Annotated in this window: 15 protein-coding genes; 11 read left to right on the forward strand and 4 right to left on the reverse strand. The window is 69.5% G+C overall.

All coding sequences use genetic code 11. From position 1 onward, the window contains the following. Nucleotides 1–122: 122 nt before the first annotated feature. The 4 genes from ACFU7D_RS22790 to ACFU7D_RS22805 all read left to right on the forward strand — a co-directional run bounded on the left by ACFU7D_RS22790 (nt 123) and on the right by ACFU7D_RS22805 (nt 2,931). Nucleotides 123–1,391: an MFS transporter gene (locus tag ACFU7D_RS22790; protein ID WP_378871528.1), complete on the forward strand. Its 1,269-nt coding sequence runs from the start codon at nt 123–125 to the stop codon at nt 1,389–1,391. Then, entirely contained in the window at nt 1,363–2,058 is a 696-nt protein-coding gene (locus tag ACFU7D_RS22795; RefSeq protein WP_378871531.1) for a GNAT family N-acetyltransferase, read from the forward strand. Before ACFU7D_RS22790 ends, ACFU7D_RS22795 begins: the two co-directional genes overlap by 29 nt. A gap of 112 nt (nt 2,059–2,170) precedes the next feature. Next, entirely contained in the window at nt 2,171–2,485 is a 315-nt protein-coding gene (locus ACFU7D_RS22800; protein ID WP_378729333.1) for an SHOCT domain-containing protein, read from the forward strand. A 32-nt stretch (nt 2,486–2,517) separates the two neighbouring features. Further along, entirely contained in the window at nt 2,518–2,931 is a 414-nt protein-coding gene (locus ACFU7D_RS22805; protein ID WP_378871534.1) for a VOC family protein, read from the forward strand. 12 nt (nt 2,932–2,943) lie between these two features. Here the strand turns inward: ACFU7D_RS22805 and ACFU7D_RS22810 are convergent, their stop codons facing one another. Further along, entirely contained in the window at nt 2,944–4,281 is a 1,338-nt protein-coding gene (locus ACFU7D_RS22810; protein WP_378871537.1) for an ABC1 kinase family protein, read from the reverse strand. 54 nt (nt 4,282–4,335) lie between these two features. Here ACFU7D_RS22810 and ACFU7D_RS22815 point away from each other — a divergent pair, with 54 nt between their 5' ends. After that, nucleotides 4,336–6,459, forward strand: coding sequence for a prolyl oligopeptidase family protein (locus ACFU7D_RS22815; RefSeq protein WP_378871539.1), 2,124 nt, complete (start codon nt 4,336–4,338; stop codon nt 6,457–6,459). Here the strand turns inward: ACFU7D_RS22815 and ACFU7D_RS22820 are convergent. After that, nucleotides 6,400–6,927 (reverse strand): nitroreductase/quinone reductase family protein, encoded by a 528-nt coding sequence (locus ACFU7D_RS22820; RefSeq protein ID WP_378871542.1) that lies wholly within the window; start codon nt 6,925–6,927, stop codon nt 6,400–6,402. The two genes, ACFU7D_RS22815 and ACFU7D_RS22820, sit on opposite strands and share 60 nt — an antisense overlap. A 368-nt stretch (nt 6,928–7,295) precedes the next feature. Here ACFU7D_RS22820 and ACFU7D_RS22825 point away from each other — a divergent pair, with 368 nt between their 5' ends. The 3 genes from ACFU7D_RS22825 to ilvC are packed head-to-tail and all read left to right on the forward strand — an operon-like array spanning nt 7,296 to nt 10,671. Next, the gene (locus tag ACFU7D_RS22825) at nt 7,296–9,047 is read left to right on the forward strand and encodes an acetolactate synthase large subunit (RefSeq protein ID WP_378871545.1); all 1,752 of its coding nucleotides are present in this window, start codon (nt 7,296–7,298) and stop codon (nt 9,045–9,047) included. Continuing rightward, on the forward strand, nt 9,047–9,610 hold the full coding sequence (ilvN, locus tag ACFU7D_RS22830) for an acetolactate synthase small subunit (RefSeq protein WP_141792540.1): 564 nt from the start codon (nt 9,047–9,049) through the stop codon (nt 9,608–9,610). Before ACFU7D_RS22825 ends, ilvN begins: the two co-directional genes overlap by 1 nt. 35 nt (nt 9,611–9,645) lie before the next feature. Further along, nucleotides 9,646–10,671, forward strand: coding sequence for a ketol-acid reductoisomerase (gene ilvC, locus ACFU7D_RS22835; RefSeq protein ID WP_378729339.1), 1,026 nt, complete (start codon nt 9,646–9,648; stop codon nt 10,669–10,671). Between the two features lie 79 nt (nt 10,672–10,750). Here the strand turns inward: ilvC and ACFU7D_RS22840 are convergent, their stop codons facing one another. After that, nucleotides 10,751–11,584, reverse strand: coding sequence for an ABC transporter permease (locus ACFU7D_RS22840; protein ID WP_378729340.1), 834 nt, complete (start codon nt 11,582–11,584; stop codon nt 10,751–10,753). Continuing rightward, nucleotides 11,581–12,516, reverse strand: coding sequence for an ABC transporter ATP-binding protein (locus tag ACFU7D_RS22845; RefSeq protein ID WP_378871548.1), 936 nt, complete (start codon nt 12,514–12,516; stop codon nt 11,581–11,583). Before ACFU7D_RS22845 ends, ACFU7D_RS22840 begins: the two co-directional genes overlap by 4 nt. A 174-nt stretch (nt 12,517–12,690) precedes the next feature. On the opposite strand from ACFU7D_RS22845, the gene ACFU7D_RS22850 reads away from it, so the two are divergent. The 3 genes from ACFU7D_RS22850 to efeO all read left to right on the forward strand — a co-directional run bounded on the left by ACFU7D_RS22850 (nt 12,691) and on the right by efeO (nt 16,187). Beyond that, complete coding sequence (locus tag ACFU7D_RS22850; RefSeq protein ID WP_378871551.1) at nt 12,691–13,386, forward strand: DsbA family oxidoreductase; 696 nt, start codon at nt 12,691–12,693, stop codon at nt 13,384–13,386. Nucleotides 13,387–13,447: 61 nt separating this feature from the next. Then, a complete protein-coding gene (gene efeU / locus ACFU7D_RS22855; protein ID WP_378871554.1) occupies nt 13,448–14,992 on the forward strand; it encodes an iron uptake transporter permease EfeU in 1,545 nt (514 codons plus the stop codon). Continuing rightward, the gene (gene efeO, locus ACFU7D_RS22860; RefSeq protein ID WP_378729344.1) at nt 14,982–16,187 is read left to right on the forward strand and encodes an iron uptake system protein EfeO; all 1,206 of its coding nucleotides are present in this window, start codon (nt 14,982–14,984) and stop codon (nt 16,185–16,187) included. Before efeU ends, efeO begins: the two co-directional genes overlap by 11 nt. Nucleotides 16,188–16,221 lie beyond the last annotated feature (34 nt).

Here is a 16,221-nt window from a genome sequence, read left to right on the forward strand (position 1 = left end):
AGCTGAGAGTGACCTATAGGCCACTCTCAGCTTCACAACCTGTCGGATTCGGGTGGCTTCGTTCGTGGGAGGGGTGAGGGGCCCCACAACGGGCGGCCCACCGGGGTGTGGGAGTGGTTGCGATGTCGGATCAGAAGTCGGATCGATGGAAGCGGAACCTGCTGGTGTTCCTCGGCGGCCAGACGGTGTCGTCGTTGGGGTCGATGATCGTCGGGTACGCGGTGATGTGGCATCTCACCGTCGAGACCGGGTCGGCCGCGGTGCTGACCCTGAGCGTGGCGGCCGGGATGCTGCCGCAGGCGGTGGTGTCGGTCTTCGGCGGTGTCTGGGCCGACCGGCACTCGCGCAAGCTGTTGATCATCGGCGCCGACTCGGCGATCGCGGTGGCGACCCTGGTGCTCGCGCTGCTGATGCTGAGCGGGGTCGGCGACCTGTGGATGATCTTCGTCGCGATGGCGGTCCGCTCGGCGCTGGCCGGGATCCAGGGCCCCGCGGCCAACGCCATGCTCCCGCAGATCGTCCCGGCCGAGCACCTGATGCGGGTCAACGGGGCGCAGCAGACGATCCAGTCGGGGATGATGCTGTTCGCGCCCGCAGTGGCGGCCGCGGTCTACGCGAGCACCGGCATCGTCGCGGTCTTCTTCATCGATGTGGTGACGGCCGTGGCCGGCGTACTCCTGCTGCTTCTGTTTCCCGTCGCGCGCACGGTTCGCTCGACGGGCTCGTCAGGACCGATCAGCTACTTCGGTGATCTCCTCGCCGGTGTCCGGTACGTCAAGGGGAACCCCTCGGTGCGCTGGGTGATGGGGCTCGTGGCCGTCGTCATGTTCATGGCCGGCGCGCCGGCGCACCTCACGCCGCTGATGATCACGCGCAGCTTCGGCGACGAGGTCTGGATGCTGAGCGTCAACGAGCTGTTCTGGAGCGTCGGGATGGTCCTCGGCGGCGCGCTGATGGCCGTCTTCGGGCCCCGGGTGAAGCGTCGGGTGCGGCTGATGGTGGCGGCCTCGGTCGGAGTCGGGGTGCTCGTCATCGGGCTGGGTGTCTCGGGCGACTTCTGGGTGTTCTCGGTCGCCGGCCTGGTGATCTGCATCCTCTTCCAGACGCTGCTGGTCCCCGCTGCGACCGTCCTGCAGGAGCAGGTCGAGGACGCGATGCGCGGCCGGGTGTTCGGGTTCTACGGGATCGTGATGTCGGTGGCGATGCCCGTCTCGATGATCGTCTTCGGGCCGCTCGCGGACAGGTTCGCGGTGGAGTCTGTGATGGTCCTCGCCGGGGTACTGCTCCTGGGCTGCCTGGTCGGGATGCTCGCCCTCGGCGGCGCCCGGCGCTCGCTGGCGTCGGTCGGCGAGAATGACGACCGTGACGAACTTCTTGTATCCCGTGGGTGATGTCGTCGAGAGCTGGGAGACGCGGCCGTGGCCCGAGCCGGTGACTCTGGAGGGGCGCTACGTCCGGGTCGCGCCGCTCTCCTCGGCGCAGTACTCGGACCTCTACGCCGCGGTCTGCGGCCCCGAGGACGCCGACCTGTGGACCTACCGGCCGATCACGATGCCGACCTCGCTGCAGGACCTGTGGATGCACTTGGCGGGTCTGGTCGACGCGGCCGACGTCGTGCCGTTCGCATTCATCCCGAAGGACGGGGAGCGGGAGGGCCGGGCGAGCGGGGTAGCGGGCTACCACGCGATCAACCCGAGGAACGGGAGCATCGAGGTGGGCGGGGTGCTCTTCGGCTCCGCGCTGGCTCGCACCCGGGCGGCGACCGAGGCCATCCACCTGCTCATGCGGCACGCGTTCGACACGCTGGGCTACCGGCGCTTCGAGTGGAAGCTCGACTCGCTCAACGAGCCGTCCCGGCGGGCCGCGGAGCGGCTCGGGTTCAGCTATGAGGGCAGATTCCGCAACCACATGGTCGTCAAGGGCCGCAACCGGGACACCGACTGGTTCTCGGTGACCGCGGAGGAGTGGACCAAGGTCCGGGAGAGCCACGAGCGCTGGCTCGACCCGGCGAACTTCGACGAGCAGGGGCGCCAGCTCAGCCGGCTCCGGATCGGCTAGGGGCTGCGTACGCACGATTGCGTACGCGGCCCCCGCTCCTGAGCCGATGTGCCGGCGGCTCGTGGGCAGCAGTCTGAGGGCATAGGCAAGCCCGACAGATTGGACACGAGCAATGAGCATCAACGAGACGGTGGCCACCGTGGTGGCCGACGACCACTGGGGTCCGTGGCGCGAGAACGGACCATGGCAGGACGGGGGAGGGCCGCCGGCGTTCTGGCCGATCTTCCCGATCCTGTGGTTCCTGGTGATCGCAGCGATCATCACCGCGGTCGTCCTCTACAACCGCAAGCGGGTGGCCGAGGCACCGCGGCGCGCGGGTGAGGCACGCTTGGCCGAGAGGTACGCCGCCGGCGAGATCGACGAGAACGAGTATCGCGCTCGTCGCGACGTCCTGCGTGAGAAGCCGGGCCCGGCCAAGGGCGACTGACACTCCCGCTGGTCCGTGGCAGGGTGACTGTCATGGACCAGCGCATCAGCTTCGTCACCCTGGCCGTCGCCGACGTGGCGGCGAGCCGGTCGTTCTATGTCGACGGCCTCGGCTGGACCCCCGAGATCGAGGCCGAGGGAGTGCTCATGATCCGCGTCGGCGAGCACGTCATCCTCTCGCTGTGGGACCGGCGCGAGTTCGAGGAGGAAGTCGGCCGGATCGCGTCCGGCGGCGACGGCCTGGCGCCGTTCACCCTCGCCCACAACGTCGCCACCCGCGCGGAGGTCGACGCAGTCCTGGAGCTCGCCCGGTCGCTCGGGTGCGAGGCCCCGGCCGCCGAGGAGCGGGTCTGGGGCGGCTACACCGGCTACTTCGCGGACCCCGACGGCGTCCGCTGGGAGATCGCCTACAACCCCGGCCCGGTCGGGCAGACAGTGCTGCCCTGACCCGGCGGACCCTCAGCCCGCGAACCCGGGCAGATACTCCTCGAGGATCTCCCGGAACGGCGCTTCCGCGTTGAGCTGCGCCAGCACCCCGAGACCACCGAGCCAGACCCGGTGGATGAGCAGGTAGGACGGCGGCAGGTTGAGCTTGAGGCCGACCGTGTAGGCGGGATCCTTGGGATCGTTGATCCGCTTGAACTCCTCCCGCATCCACTCCCGGGTGAACCGGAAGCGCTCCTCCAGCGCCGGGGTCACGAACGGCGCCAGGTAGTCGAGCACGTGCTGCGGCTCGACCTTGATCCCCTCGCGGATGAAGCCCACGTCGCGCAGGCCCGCGACCAGTGCATCGGCGTCGCCGGTCGCGGCGATCCGGATCAGCCGCCCCATCGGCTCGGGGAAGCCCCGTTCCGGGAGTCGCGCGGCGAGCCCGAAGTCGAGCACGGCCATGCGGCCGTCGGGAAGGACCCGGAAGTTGCCCGGGTGCGGGTCGGCGTGGAGCATCCCGGTCAACCCGGGTGCGGAGAACCAGAACCGGGCGAGCAGCTCGCCGTAGTGGTCGCGTTCCTCGGGCGTGCCCTCGGCGATCACCTTCGCGATCGAGCCCTCCGACTCCACCCACTCGGTGACGAGCACCGAGGGTCCCACGGCGACGACGTCGGGGACGTCGATGAGGGGATGGTCGGCGTACGCCACCGCGAAGACGTGCTGGGCCTCGGCCTCCTTCGGGTAGTCGAGCTCCTCGACCACCCGCGCCTGCAGTTCCGCGACCAGTGCCTTGACGTCCATCCCGGGAACCACCGCGTTGCCGATCGCCGCGACCCGGCCGATCTGGCGCAGGTCGGCGCGCAGCGCCTCGTCGGCACCCGGGTACTGCACCTTCACTGCGACGTCGCGCCCATCGGCCCACCGGCCGCGGTGGACCTGCCCGATCGAGGCCGAGGCGGCCGGCTCGTCGGAGAGCTCGACCAGCTGCTCGGACCAATCAGGTCCGAGATCCCGGGCCAGCAGGCCGCGTACGATCCCGGTCGGCATCGGCGGAGCGGAGTCCTGGAGCCGGGTGAGCTGGGCACGGTAGTGGGCCGCCTGCGACTCCGGCAGCGCCGCCTCCATCACCGAGAGCATCTGCCCGAACTTCATCGCGCCGCCCTTGAGCTCGCCCAGGGTGCGGAACAGCTGGTCGGCCGTACGCTGGTGCACATCGGCCAGCACCGCCTCGGCGGGCTTGCCCCCGATCCGTTTCCCGAGCCCGAGCGCCTTGCGCCCGGCGTACCCCATCGGCAGCGCGGCCAGCTTCGCCGTCCGCGTCGCCGCTCGCCGCGGCAGACCCTTCGACGACCCCTCCGCGTCACTCATGACGCAATTGTGCCTGTCGGCTGCAACTTGCACACCGCGAAGTAGCCTTCCCGCATGACCTCCGAGCCGAGCATCACGACCCCGCTGGACCCGAGTGCGAACGACCCGTTCGGTTGGCTGGAGGAGGTCGAGGGGGTCGAGGCGCTGGCGTGGGTGCGGGCCCGCAACGAGGAGGCTCACGCGGGCGTCGGTGCCGATCCCGTCTTCGCCAAGATCGAGGCGCAGATCCTCGAGGTGCTCGACTCCGACGTCCGGGTGCCCGAGGTCTCGCTCCTCGGCGAGCATCTCTACAACTTCTGGCGCGACGCCGACCACGAGCGCGGCATCTGGCGGCGCACCACGCCGGACTCCTACCGCACCGACGACCCCGAGTGGGAGCTCCTGCTCGACCTCGACGCGCTCGCCGCGGAGGAGGACCAGAGCTGGGTCTGGCACGGCGCCTCGGTGCTTCGGCCCGAGCCGGGCGAGCCGTGGCGCAAGGTGCTCGTCGACCTCTCCCCGGGCGGCTCGGACGCCGATGTGACCCGGGAGTTCGACCTGGTGACGAAGGCGTTCGTGACGCCGGAGGACGGTGGCTTCACCCGTGCCGTCGAGCAGGGCGGCGCCAAGGGCGCGCTCTCCTGGTGCGGCCCCGACGCGGTCTACGTCTTCACCGACTTCGGGCCGGGATCGCTGACCCCGAGCGGCTACCCGCGGATCGTGAAGCTGTGGCGCCGGGGCACCCCGTTCGAGGACGCGGCGGTGGTCTACGAGGGCACCGACGAGGACATGTACATCTCCGCCCGCCGCATCCACACGCCCGGCTTCGAGCGTGACCTGGTCAGCCGCTCGATCGCGTTCTACAAGTCCGAGACGTACGTCGCCACGGACCCCGGCACCCCCGAGCAGACCCTCACCAAGCTCGACATCCCGGACTCCGCCGAGGCCGGCTTCCACCGCGAGTGGCTGGTCATCGAACTCCGCGACGAGTGGACCGTCGCGGGCACGACGTACGCCGCCGGCTCGCTGCTCGCGAGCGACGCGGAGCGGTTCCTGGCCGGTGAGCGCGACCTCACCGTGCTCTTCGAGCCCACCGCGAAGACCTCGCTCGCCGGGGCGACCTGGACCCGCAACCACCTTGTCCTCAACGTGTTCGAGGACGTCAAGAACCGGCTGCACGTGCTCACTCCGTCGGCTGCGGGGGAGTGGACGCGCTCCGACTTCCCCGCGACCGACCCGGTGGCCGCGGTCGGCACCCGTGCCGTCGACGCGGTCGAGTCCGACGAGGTCTGGGTCGTCACCAGCGGCTACCTGACCCCGGCGACGTACGGACTGACGACCATCGGTGCCGCGACGATCGAGCCGCTCAAGTCGGCGCCGTCCTGGTTCGACACCGACGGACTTCGCGCCGAGCAGCGCTTCGCGACGTCGGCGGACGGGACCCGGATCCCCTACTTCATCGTCGGCGCCGAGACCGCCCTCGACGGCAGCGCGAACGGCCCGGCGCCGACGCTGCTCTACGGCTACGGCGGCTTCGAGATCCCGATGACCCCGGGCTACTCCGCCGGCGTCGGCCGCACGTGGCTGAGCGAGGGTGGCGTCTACGTCGTCGCCAACATCCGCGGGGGAGGGGAGTACGGCCCGGCCTGGCACCAGGCGGCGCTGAAGGAGAACCGGCACAAGGCCTACGAGGACTTCGCCGCGGTCGCCCGCCACCTGGTCGAGACCGGGGTGACCGACGCGAGCCACCTCGGGATCCAGGGCGGCTCCAACGGCGGGCTGCTGACCGGCAACATGCTCACCCTCTACCCCGAGCTGTTCGGCGCGGTCGTGATCCAGGTGCCGCTGCTGGACATGAAGCGCTACTCGCACCTCCTCGCCGGGGCGAGCTGGATGGCCGAGTACGGCGACCCGGACGTGCCGGAGGAGTGGGAGTACATCCGGACGTTCTCGCCCTACCACCTGCTCGACGATGCCACGACCTACCCGCCCGTCCTGCTCACCACCTCGACCAAGGACGACCGCGTCCACCCCGGCCACGCCCGCAAGATGGCCGCGCTCCTGGCGGCCACGGGCAAGGACGTCACCTACTACGAGAACATCGAGGGCGGCCACGGCGGTGCCGCCAACAACGCCCAGTCAGCTCACCTGTCCGCCTTCGCCTGGACCTTCCTGCGCGAGCGGCTCGGCCTGGTCTGAGAGCTCGAGGACCACGACCGGAGTGGGGTGCGAGCGCCGGACGGCGTAGTCGTCCAGCTCGCCCCACCCGTCGTCGCTGGCCGCGAGCAGCTCCCACAGCCGCTCCCGGTCAGGGCCGGTCGCCTCGCGGGCGTGCACCCGCTGCGTGCCCTCCTCGACCGTCTCGGCGACGGCGTCGGGATTCGCCAGCAGGTTGAGCCACCAGGCGGGCGGCGGGTCGGCCCAGCCGTTCATCGCCAGCGTGACGTAGCTCGATCCGTCGGGGACGTAGGACACGATCACCGAGCGCTCCTGTCCGGTGCGGCGCCCGGTCGTGGTCAGCCGGAGCATGCCGGCCCGCTCGGCGGTCGGGCGGCGCAGGAATCGCGCTCCGCCCGCGGCGTACAGCCGGCGGTGGAACCACCACGCGGCGCGGATGAACCAGCGGGGCGGCAGCCACGCGGATCTGTGCTTCTCGTCGGTCGACATCGTCGCCTCCACAGGACGGACCCGAGAACCACTTCGTACGTCCAGGTTAGCGATCCCCGCGGGCCGGCCGCCTCGGTGAGAACCCTGAGATCCAACCGAGCGACTGACAGATACTGGGACGGTGATCTCAGATCATGGGACGCGCGATAGGGTGAGGTGACACGGCGGGACACATGGGGTTAACGTGTGGGCATGCTGAACAGCATTCTCGTACTTATCAGGCGCGTCGCCTAGGAGCCACTGGCCCCAGACGACGCGTCTCCCTCCGTTGCCCGCCGGGCCGGAGGGTTTTTTGTTGCACGAGCAGCCCAAGCCAGACAACCGAGTACAGCCCATGAGTAGAAGCTCCGATGAGTAGGACGGCGGACATGAGCGAGCAGATGACAGGCGCACAGAGCCTGATCAAGTCGCTGGAAGCAGCGGGTGCCGAGAACATCTTCGGCATTCCGGGAGGAGCGATCCTTCCGGCGTACGACCCGCTGATGGACTCGAAGATCCGCCACATCCTCGTACGTCACGAGCAGGGCGCCGGCCACGCGGCCCAGGGCTACGCCGCCGCGACCGGCAAGGTCGGGGTCTGCATGGCCACCAGCGGCCCGGGCGCGACCAACCTGGTCACCCCGCTCGCCGACGCCAACATGGACTCCGTGCCGATGGTGGCCATCACCGGCCAGGTCGGCGCGGCGATGATCGGCACCGACGCCTTCCAGGAGGCGGACATCCGCGGCATCACGATGCCGGTCACCAAGCACAGCTTCCTCATCACCGACCCGGCGGAGATCCCGCTGCGGGTCGCTGAGGCCTTCCACCTCGCCTCCTCCGGGAGGCCGGGTCCGGTCCTCGTCGACGTCACCAAGTCGGCGTTGCAGGCCACCACCACCTACCGGTGGCCGACCGAGCTCCACCTGCCGGGCTACCGCCCGGTGACCAGGCCGCACGCCAAGCAGATCCGCGAGGCGGCGCGCCTGATGCTGGAGGCCAAGAAGCCGGTCCTGTACGTCGGTGGCGGCACGATCCGCTCCGGCGCCCACCGCGAGCTCCTGGCGCTGGCCACGCTCACCGGGATCCCGGTGGTGACCACCCTGATGGCGCGCGGCGCCTTCCCCGACTCCCACCCGCAGCACCTCGGCATGCCGGGCATGCACGGCACGGTCGCCGCCAACGCGGGGCTGCAGAAGTCCGACCTGCTGATCAGCCTCGGTGCCCGCTTCGACGACCGCGTCACCGGCAACCTGGACTCCTTCGCGCCTCACGCGAAGGTGATCCACGCCGACATCGACCCGGCCGAGATCGGCAAGAACCGCTACACCGACGTCCCGATCGTGGGCGATGTGCGTGAGGTCCTGACCGACCTGATCGCGGTGCTGACCGCTGAGAAGGAGGCCGGCAAGGAGGGCGACTACGAGGGCTGGGTCGCGTTCGTGGCCGGGATCAAGAAGTCCTACCCGCTCGGCTACGACATCCCCGAGGACGGTCTCTCACCGCAGTACGTCATCGAGCGGCTCGGCAAGATCTCCTGCGAGGACACGATCTTCACCGCCGGCGTCGGCCAGCACCAGATGTGGGCCGCGCAGTTCATCGGCTACGAGCACCCCAACACCTGGATCAACTCCGGTGGCCTCGGCACGATGGGCTACTCCGTCCCGGCCGCGATGGGCGCGAAGGTCGGCTGCCCGGACTCCACGGTGTGGTCGATCGACGGCGACGGCTGCTTCCAGATGACCAACCAGGAGCTGGCCACCTGCGCGATCGAGGGCATCCCGATCAAGGTCGCGATCATCAACAACGACAACCTCGGCATGGTGCGCCAGTGGCAGACGCTCTTCTACGGTGAGCGCTACTCCAACACCAACCTGCAGTCCCACGGCCAGCCCAAGCGCATCCCCGACTTCCCCAAGCTGGCCGAGGCCATGGGCTGCGTCGGCCTGGCCTGCGACTCCGCCGAGGACGTCGACGCGACCATCGAGAAGGCCATGGAGATCAACGACATGCCCGTCGTCGTCGACTTCCGGGTCAACAAGGACGCCATGGTGTGGCCGATGATCGCCGCCGGCTCCTCCAACGACGAGATCCAGTACGCGCGCGACCTCGCGCCCGAGTTCGACGAGGACGACCTGTGATGAGCATCCAGCCCGTGAAGACCGGCGGCAAGCACACGCTGAGCGTCCTGGTCGAGAACAAGCCCGGCGTCCTGGCCCGTGTGGCCGCGCTCTTCTCGCGCCGCGGCTTCAACATCGAATCTCTCGCGGTGGGGCCGACCGAGCACGACGAGCTCTCCCGCATGACGGTCGTGGTCAATCTCGAGAACACCCCCCTCGAGCAGGTCACCAAGCAGCTCAACAAGCTGGTCGAGGTGATCAAGATCGTCGAGCTCGAGCCCGAGACGCGCGTCCAGCGCGCCCTCATGCTGGTCAAGATCACCGCCACCACGGAGACCCGCAGCCAGGTGCTCGACACCATCCAGCTCTTCCGGGCCAAGGTCGTCGACGTGTCCACCGACACCGTCATCGTCCAGCTGGCCGGCAACACCGGGAAGCTCAACGACTTCCTCCGGGTCATCGAACCCTTCGGTATCCGTGAGCTCTCCCAGTCCGGCATGGTCGGCATGGGCCGTGGCTCCCGGTCGATCTCCGAGCGCAGCCTGCGATCCGTGGCTGTGCCGGCTCCGCCTTCCGCGGTCTGAACCCCAACAAACACAACCTCTAAGGAGAAGCCCTCGTGGCTGAGATTTTCTACGACGACGACGCCGACCTCTCGCTGATCCAGGCGAAGAAGGTCGCCGTCATCGGCTACGGCAGCCAGGGCCACGCCCACGCGCTCAACCTGCGTGACTCCGGTGTGGACGTGCGCATCGGCCTGCAGCCCGGTTCGAAGTCGACCCCCAAGGCCGAGGAGGAGGGCTTCAAGGTCCTCGCGCCGGCCGACGCCGCCGCCGAGGCCGACGTGATCGTCATCCTCGCCCCCGACCAGCACCAGCGTGGTCTCTACAACGACCAGCTCGCGCCCCACGTGACCGCCGGCAAGACCCTCGTGTTCGGCCACGGCTTCAACGTGCGCTTCGGCTACATCAAGGCGCCCGAGGGCGTCGACGTGATCCTGGTCGCCCCGAAGGCCCCGGGCCACACCGTCCGTCGTGAGTACGTCGCCGGCCGGGGCATCCCGGACATCATCGCCGTCGAGCAGGACGCCTCCGGCTCCGCGTGGGACCTCGCGAAGTCGTACGCCAAGGGCATCGGTGGCACCCGCGCCGGTGTCATCAAGACGACCTTCACCGAGGAGACCGAGACCGACCTCTTCGGCGAGCAGGCCGTGCTCTGCGGCGGCGTGTCCCACCTGGTCCAGGCCGGGTTCGAGACGCTGACCGAGGCCGGCTACCAGCCCGAGATCGCCTACTTCGAGGTGCTTCACGAGCTCAAGCTCATCGTGGACCTGATGTGGGAGGGCGGCATCGCCAAGCAGCGCTGGTCGATCTCCGACACCGCTGAGTACGGCGACTACGTCTCCGGCCCGCGCGTCATCGCCCCCGCCGTCAAGGAGACGATGCAGCAGATCCTCGCCGAGATCCAGGACGGCTCCTTCGCCGCCCGTTTCATCGCCGACCAGGACAACGGTGCGGCCGAGTTCAAGAAGCTGCGCGAGGAGGAGGCCGGTCACCCGATCGAGGCCACCGGCAAGACCCTCCGCGCCCACTTCTCGTGGAGCCAGTCCGACGACGACTACACCGAGGGCAGCGCCGCCCGCTGACCGAAAACCACGCCGAGTCGGCGCGTTCTAACGCGCCGACTCGGCTGGTTTTGTGGTTAGGATGCGCCGACTCGGCGATTTACTTGACCTCGGACCTGAGGACGAGACGGAGGCCCACCAGCATCGGGATCACGAGCCAGATCAGGCCGGCGACGGCCAGCTGGGCCCACATCTTGTCGGTCATCTCGGAGTAGAGGTTCATGGTCGCCCAGTTGAGGTCGAACCAGGTGGCGTGCTCGGCCCACCAGGTGTTGGTCGAGGCCAGAGCCGAGGAGACGCCGGGCAGGACGAGGGCGTAGACGAAGTACGCCACGATCGCGGCCGGCGAGCTGCGGAAGATCGTGCCGAGCATGAAGCCCATGAACATGCCGATCTCGCTGGCCAGGGTCACCTGGGCGAGCTCGGTGAAGGAGATGTTCCACACCGGGTCGAGGTCCATGACGGCCGCCACACCGAGGTAGCCGAGCGCTCCGACGGCCGCCGCGACCGCGATGGCGACGACGCCGATCACGGCGGTGACGAGCGCCTTCGCGGCGATGACGCGCCCGCGGCCAGGCACCAGGGTGAAGGTGGTCAGGGCGCTGCGGGCGCTCCATTCGCTGGTGACCGCCAGCACCGCGATCATCGGCAGGACCACCGACATCGGCATTCCCCAGGCGCTGGCGAAGCCCTCGTAGTCGAGGTTGTCGGCGTCGACGAAGATGATCGTCACCGCGGTCGCGGCCAGCGAGAGCACGACCAGGCTGGCCATCAGCCAGAACCCCGAGCGGGTGTCGAACATCTTGCGCAGCTCGATGCCGGCGATCCGGCCGAAGGGGATCGGGGCGGGCACGGCCCGCTCGCGGCGGCGTACCGCCTCGGGGTTGCGTCCGGCCGGGGTGGCCGGTTCAGGGGCGAGGGTCGTGGTGCTCATGCTGCCTTTCCTTTCGATGAGTGCAGCCCTTCCGGGGTCTCGAGGTGGTCGCGCTGGGTCTCGGCGGTCAGCTGGAGGAACATCTCCTCCAGCCCGGCACCGTCGGCGGCGCGGAGCTCGGTCAGCACGAGCCCGGTGTCGAAGGCGACCTGGCCGACGGTGGTGAGGTCGGCGTCGCTGAGGACGGCCCCCTCGGTGGTGATCTCGGCGGTGTGGCCGACCCGCTGGAGCGCCCGGCCGAGTGAGGTGGGATCACTGGAACGGGCGTACGTCTCGCCGCTGGCGAGCAGCTCCTGCTTGGTGCCCTGCGCCACGATCCGGCCGTTGCCGATGACCACGATGTCGTCGGCGATCACCTCGATCTCGTGCAGCAGGTGCGAGGAGAGCAGCACGGTGCCGCCGTCGTCGGCGAAGCCGCGCAGCAGGTCGCGCATCCAGCGGATGCCGGCCGGGTCGAGGCCGTTGGCCGGCTCGTCGAGGATCAGCACCTCGGGGTCGCCGATCAGGGCCGTCGCGATCCCGAGCCGCTGCCGCATCCCGAGGGAGTAGTTGCGTACCCGACGCCCGGCCTCCTCCTCGGTCAGGCTGACCCGGTCGAGAGTCTCGGCGACGCTGGACTTCGCCAGCCCCATGGTGCGGGCCGCCAGGGTGAGGATCTCGCGGCCGGTGCGCCCGCCGTGCTGGGCCGAGGCGTCCAGCAGCACCCCGACCTCGCGACCGGGGTTGGGCAGCTGGGAGAAGTGACGGCCGAGCAGGTGTGCGCTGCCGGAGGACGGATCGGTGAGTCCGACCAGGATGCGCATGGTCGTGGACTTACCGGCGCCGTTGGGGCCGAGGAAGCCGGTCACCCGGCCGGGCTCGGCGGTGAAGGTCACGTTGTCGACGGCCGTGAACCTGCCGTACCTCTTGGAGAGGGCATCGATCTGGATCATGCTCCGAGCCTCGTCCGACTCGGGCCCCTGGCGCTTCGGGCAGATCCCTGGCGGATCCCTGGTGGGTTCTAGGCGCTTCCCCTGATCTCCCCTGAGACCGTCTCAGGGGCCCTGCTCATGAGGCACAGCGGTCCGCTGCGGAATGTTTCGTACCGAACGAAACGTTCTCGCCACATGCGTATTGATGTCTGGTCCGATGTCGTCTGTCCCTGGTGCTACATCGGCAAGCGCCACCTCGAGGAAGCCCTGGAGCGCTTCGAGCACAGCGACGACGTCGAGATCGTCTACCACTCCTTCGAGCTCGACCCGACCGCGCCGCAGGTGCCGGTGGAGACCACCGTCGAGGCCCTGGCGAAGAAGTTCGGCGCCTCCGTGGACGAGGCCCGTGAGCTGATGAAGCGTGCGAACGTCCCCGCAGCTGCAGCCGGCCTGGAGTTCCGTCACGAGGACACCCCGCACGCGCGCACCATCGACGCCCACCGGCTGCTCCACCTGGCCAAGGCCGAGGGCAAGCAGGCCGTGCTCAAGGAGGAGCTGCTCGCCGCGTACTTCACCCGCGGTGAGTCGATGGGCGACCACGCCGTCCTGAAGGACGCCGCGGTGAACGTCGGTCTCGACGCCGGCCGCGTGGACGAGGTGCTCGCGGGCGAGGAGTTCTCCGGCGACGTGCAGGCCGACATCGACCAGGCCCGCGCCTACGGCGCGACCGGGGTGCCGTTCTACGTCGTGGAGGGGAAGTACGGCGTCTCCGGCGCCCAGCCGACCGACCTGTTCAGCCAGCTCCTGGAGAAGGTCTACGCCGAGACGAAGCCGGCCCTCACGATCGTCGGTGACGGCGATGCCTGCGGGCCTGACGGCTGCGCGATCTGACCAGGGACAAATCTCGGTCCCGGGCTACAAGGTGAGCCTTGCCTAAGGTTACGCTGCGGGAATGCTGCCAACGTTCGTCATCGGCCTGCGCGAGGGGCTCGAGGCGGCGCTGATCGTCTCGATCATCGCCACCTTCCTGCGCCGTAACGGCGCCCCGCTGCGCGGGCTGTGGATCGGGGTCGGTGCCGGCATCGGGTTGAGCATCGCCGTCGGGGTCGCGCTGCGGCTCCTCGAGCAGGCGTTGCCGCAGCGGCAGCAGGAGATGCTCGAGTGCGTGATCGGCGTGATCGCCATCGTCTTCGTGACCGGGATGATCCGCTGGATGCACACCCACGCCCGCACGCTGAAGGGTGACCTCGAGCAGGCGGCCGCCGCCGCGCTGACCACGGGGACGCTGGCCGCGATGGCGGTGATGGGCTTCCTGGCCGTGCTGCGCGAGGGCTTCGAGACCTCGGTCTTCCTGCTCGCGACGATCCAGAACGCCACCAGCGCCCCCGCCGCGATCCTCGGCGCACTGCTCGGGCTGGCGATCGCGATCGGTCTCGGCTGGGGGATCTATGCCGGCGGCCTGCGGCTCAACCTGAAGGTGTTCTTCCAGGTCACCGGCGTGTTTCTGGTCTTCGTGGCGGCAGGTCTGGTGATGTTCGCGCTGCGCACCGGGCACGAGGCGGGCTGGGTCACCGTCGGCCAGGGCGCCACCGTCGACCTGTCCGGGCTGATCCCCAACGGCTCGGTGCGCTCGGCACTGATCACCGGGATCCTCGGCATCCCCGCCGACCCGCGGGTGATCGAGGTGCTCGGCTGGTTCGCCTACCTGGTGCCGATGCTCGCGATGCTCCTCCTGCCCGCGCACCTGCGGCCAGGAACCGCGCTCGCCCGACGGCTGCGGATCGGCGGCGCCGTCGTCGCGATCGTCAGCGCGGCCGCCCTCTTCCTCCTCGTGCCGCTGCCGAGCGTCGAGGTGCCTCGCGAGGCCCCGCTGGCGGACGGACGTACGGCGGTGCTGGCCGTCACCGGCGACCGGGCGACCCTGACCGCGGACAGCGAGAAGATCGAGCTGGCCGACCCGTCCGATCACACCGGCACCGCGGACACCGCCTGGTACGCGGAGGGCTCCGGGGAGCTGCCGGCCACGCTCACCGCCCAGGACCTGCTGACCTACACCGGCGACCGGATCCCGGTCGGTCTCAACCTCAACACCGCCCCAGGCCCCTACGAGGCCCGCTGGACCGACACCACCCGCCACACGGTGCTGACCCGCGACGATGGTCTGGTCGACGTACGCACCTCCGGCAAGCTCGTGCTGACCATCGAGTCCGGCGGACTGACCTCACCGCGCACCTTCACCGTCGACGGGGCCGTGCTGCAGGTCGAGGAGACCTACGCGAAGGACCTGACCGAGAAGATTGCCGAGGCGGACCGGGCCGCCCACGACCGGCTGCTGTGGAAGCACTGGGTGCCGGTCGCCCTCATCGTCCTCGCGGGGCTGCTGCTGTGGCAGTCCCTGCGCAGGTCCGGCCGCGGCACCCCACCGCCAGCCGTCAACGACCCCGGCCGCGAACGGGGCCAGGAGTCATCAGTGGAAGGAACCACCCATGTCGCGTAAGGCGATCTCCGTTGCAGCACTCACCGCGCTGTGCCTCACCGGGCTAGCTGCCTGTGGCAGCGACTCCGACGACTCGGCCTCGCCGAAGAAGAAGGGCGCCGGCCAGGTCGCAGTGAAGCTGGTCAGCGGCTCCGCCGGTGACGCCTGCGAGCTCGACACCGACACCGCCGCCGCCGGGCCGGTGACCTTCACGGTCACCAACGAGTCGGCCGCTGGTGTGACCGAGGTCGAGCTGATGGATGGCCAGAAGATCCTCGGCGAGAAGGAGAATCTCGCTCCCGGCCTCCCCGGTGCCTCCTTCACCCTGACCCTCGGTGGTGGCGACTACGAGTTCTACTGCCCGGGCGCCGCCGAGGAGCGGATCCCCTTCACGGTGACCGGTGAGGCCGCCGCCGCCCCGACCGGCGACACCGCCGAGCTGCTCGCCGCGGGCGCGAAGGACTACACCACCTACGTCAACACGCAGCTCGACGCGATGATCACCGGCGTCGAGAACCTCCAGAAGGCCGTCGACTCCGGCGACGTGGCCGCCGCGCAGAAGGCCTACGCCGATGCCCGCCCCTTCTACGAGAAGATCGAGTCCGACGTCGAGGGCTTCGTGATGGACGGCTTCGACCCGACCGACAACAAGGGCAACCTCGACTACCTGATCGACATGCGCGCCTCCAACCTCGACGAGGCAGTCGGATGGAGCGGCTTCCACGCCGTCGAGCGCGACCTGTTCGAGGCGAAGAAGATCACCGACCAGACCAAGACGTACGCCGCCGACCTGGTCACCAACGTCACCAAGCTCGCCGAGGTGGGCAAGACGCTGGAGTTCAAGCCCGAGGACCTCGCCAACGGCGCCGCCGCGCTGCTCGAGGAGGTCCAGTCGGGCAAGATCACCGGCGAGGAGGAGGCCTACAGCCACATCGACCTGGTCGACTTCGCCAACAACGTCGAGGGTGCCCAGCAGGCCTACGCCGCGCTCCGTCCGGGGCTGGAGAAGATCGACGCCGAGCTGGTCGCGACCATCGACGAGCGGTTCACCGCGGTGACCGACGACCTCGAGGGCTACAAGGACCCCGCGGCCCTGGGCGGCTACCAGGCCTACACTGCCGAGCTGAAGGCCTCCGACGGCAAGAAGCTCTCCGCGACCGTCCAGTCGCTGCAGGACGTGCTCGGACGCCTGGCGGAGAAGGCAGCGACGGCCTGATGTCCACCGAAGGCAAGGGCTTCTCCCGGCGCCG

This window comes from Nocardioides sp. NPDC057577, assembly GCF_042801335.1.
Lineage (GTDB): Bacteria > Actinomycetota > Actinomycetes > Propionibacteriales > Nocardioidaceae > Nocardioides.

What these genes read in the sequence shown, in the direction of transcription:
- efeU (WP_378871554.1), top strand. Translation starts at nt 13,448, where the DNA reads ATGCTGCCAACGTTCGTCATCGGCCTGCGCGAGGGGCTCGAGGCGGCG.
- efeO (WP_378729344.1), top strand. Translation starts at nt 14,982, where the DNA reads ATGTCGCGTAAGGCGATCTCCGTTGCAGCACTCACCGCGCTGTGCCTC.
- ilvN (WP_141792540.1), top strand. Translation starts at nt 9,047, where the DNA reads ATGAGCATCCAGCCCGTGAAGACCGGCGGCAAGCACACGCTGAGCGTC.
- ACFU7D_RS22800 (WP_378729333.1), top strand. Translation starts at nt 2,171, where the DNA reads ATGAGCATCAACGAGACGGTGGCCACCGTGGTGGCCGACGACCACTGG.
- ACFU7D_RS22810 (WP_378871537.1), bottom strand. Translation starts at nt 4,281, where the DNA reads ATGAGTGACGCGGAGGGGTCGTCGAAGGGTCTGCCGCGGCGAGCGGCG.
- ACFU7D_RS22790 (WP_378871528.1), top strand. Translation starts at nt 123, where the DNA reads ATGTCGGATCAGAAGTCGGATCGATGGAAGCGGAACCTGCTGGTGTTC.
- ACFU7D_RS22815 (WP_378871539.1), top strand. Translation starts at nt 4,336, where the DNA reads ATGACCTCCGAGCCGAGCATCACGACCCCGCTGGACCCGAGTGCGAAC.
- ACFU7D_RS22820 (WP_378871542.1), bottom strand. Translation starts at nt 6,927, where the DNA reads ATGTCGACCGACGAGAAGCACAGATCCGCGTGGCTGCCGCCCCGCTGG.
- ACFU7D_RS22850 (WP_378871551.1), top strand. Translation starts at nt 12,691, where the DNA reads ATGCGTATTGATGTCTGGTCCGATGTCGTCTGTCCCTGGTGCTACATC.
- ACFU7D_RS22840 (WP_378729340.1), bottom strand. Translation starts at nt 11,584, where the DNA reads ATGAGCACCACGACCCTCGCCCCTGAACCGGCCACCCCGGCCGGACGC.
- ACFU7D_RS22845 (WP_378871548.1), bottom strand. Translation starts at nt 12,516, where the DNA reads ATGATCCAGATCGATGCCCTCTCCAAGAGGTACGGCAGGTTCACGGCC.
- ACFU7D_RS22805 (WP_378871534.1), top strand. Translation starts at nt 2,518, where the DNA reads ATGGACCAGCGCATCAGCTTCGTCACCCTGGCCGTCGCCGACGTGGCG.
- ACFU7D_RS22825 (WP_378871545.1), top strand. Translation starts at nt 7,296, where the DNA reads ATGAGCGAGCAGATGACAGGCGCACAGAGCCTGATCAAGTCGCTGGAA.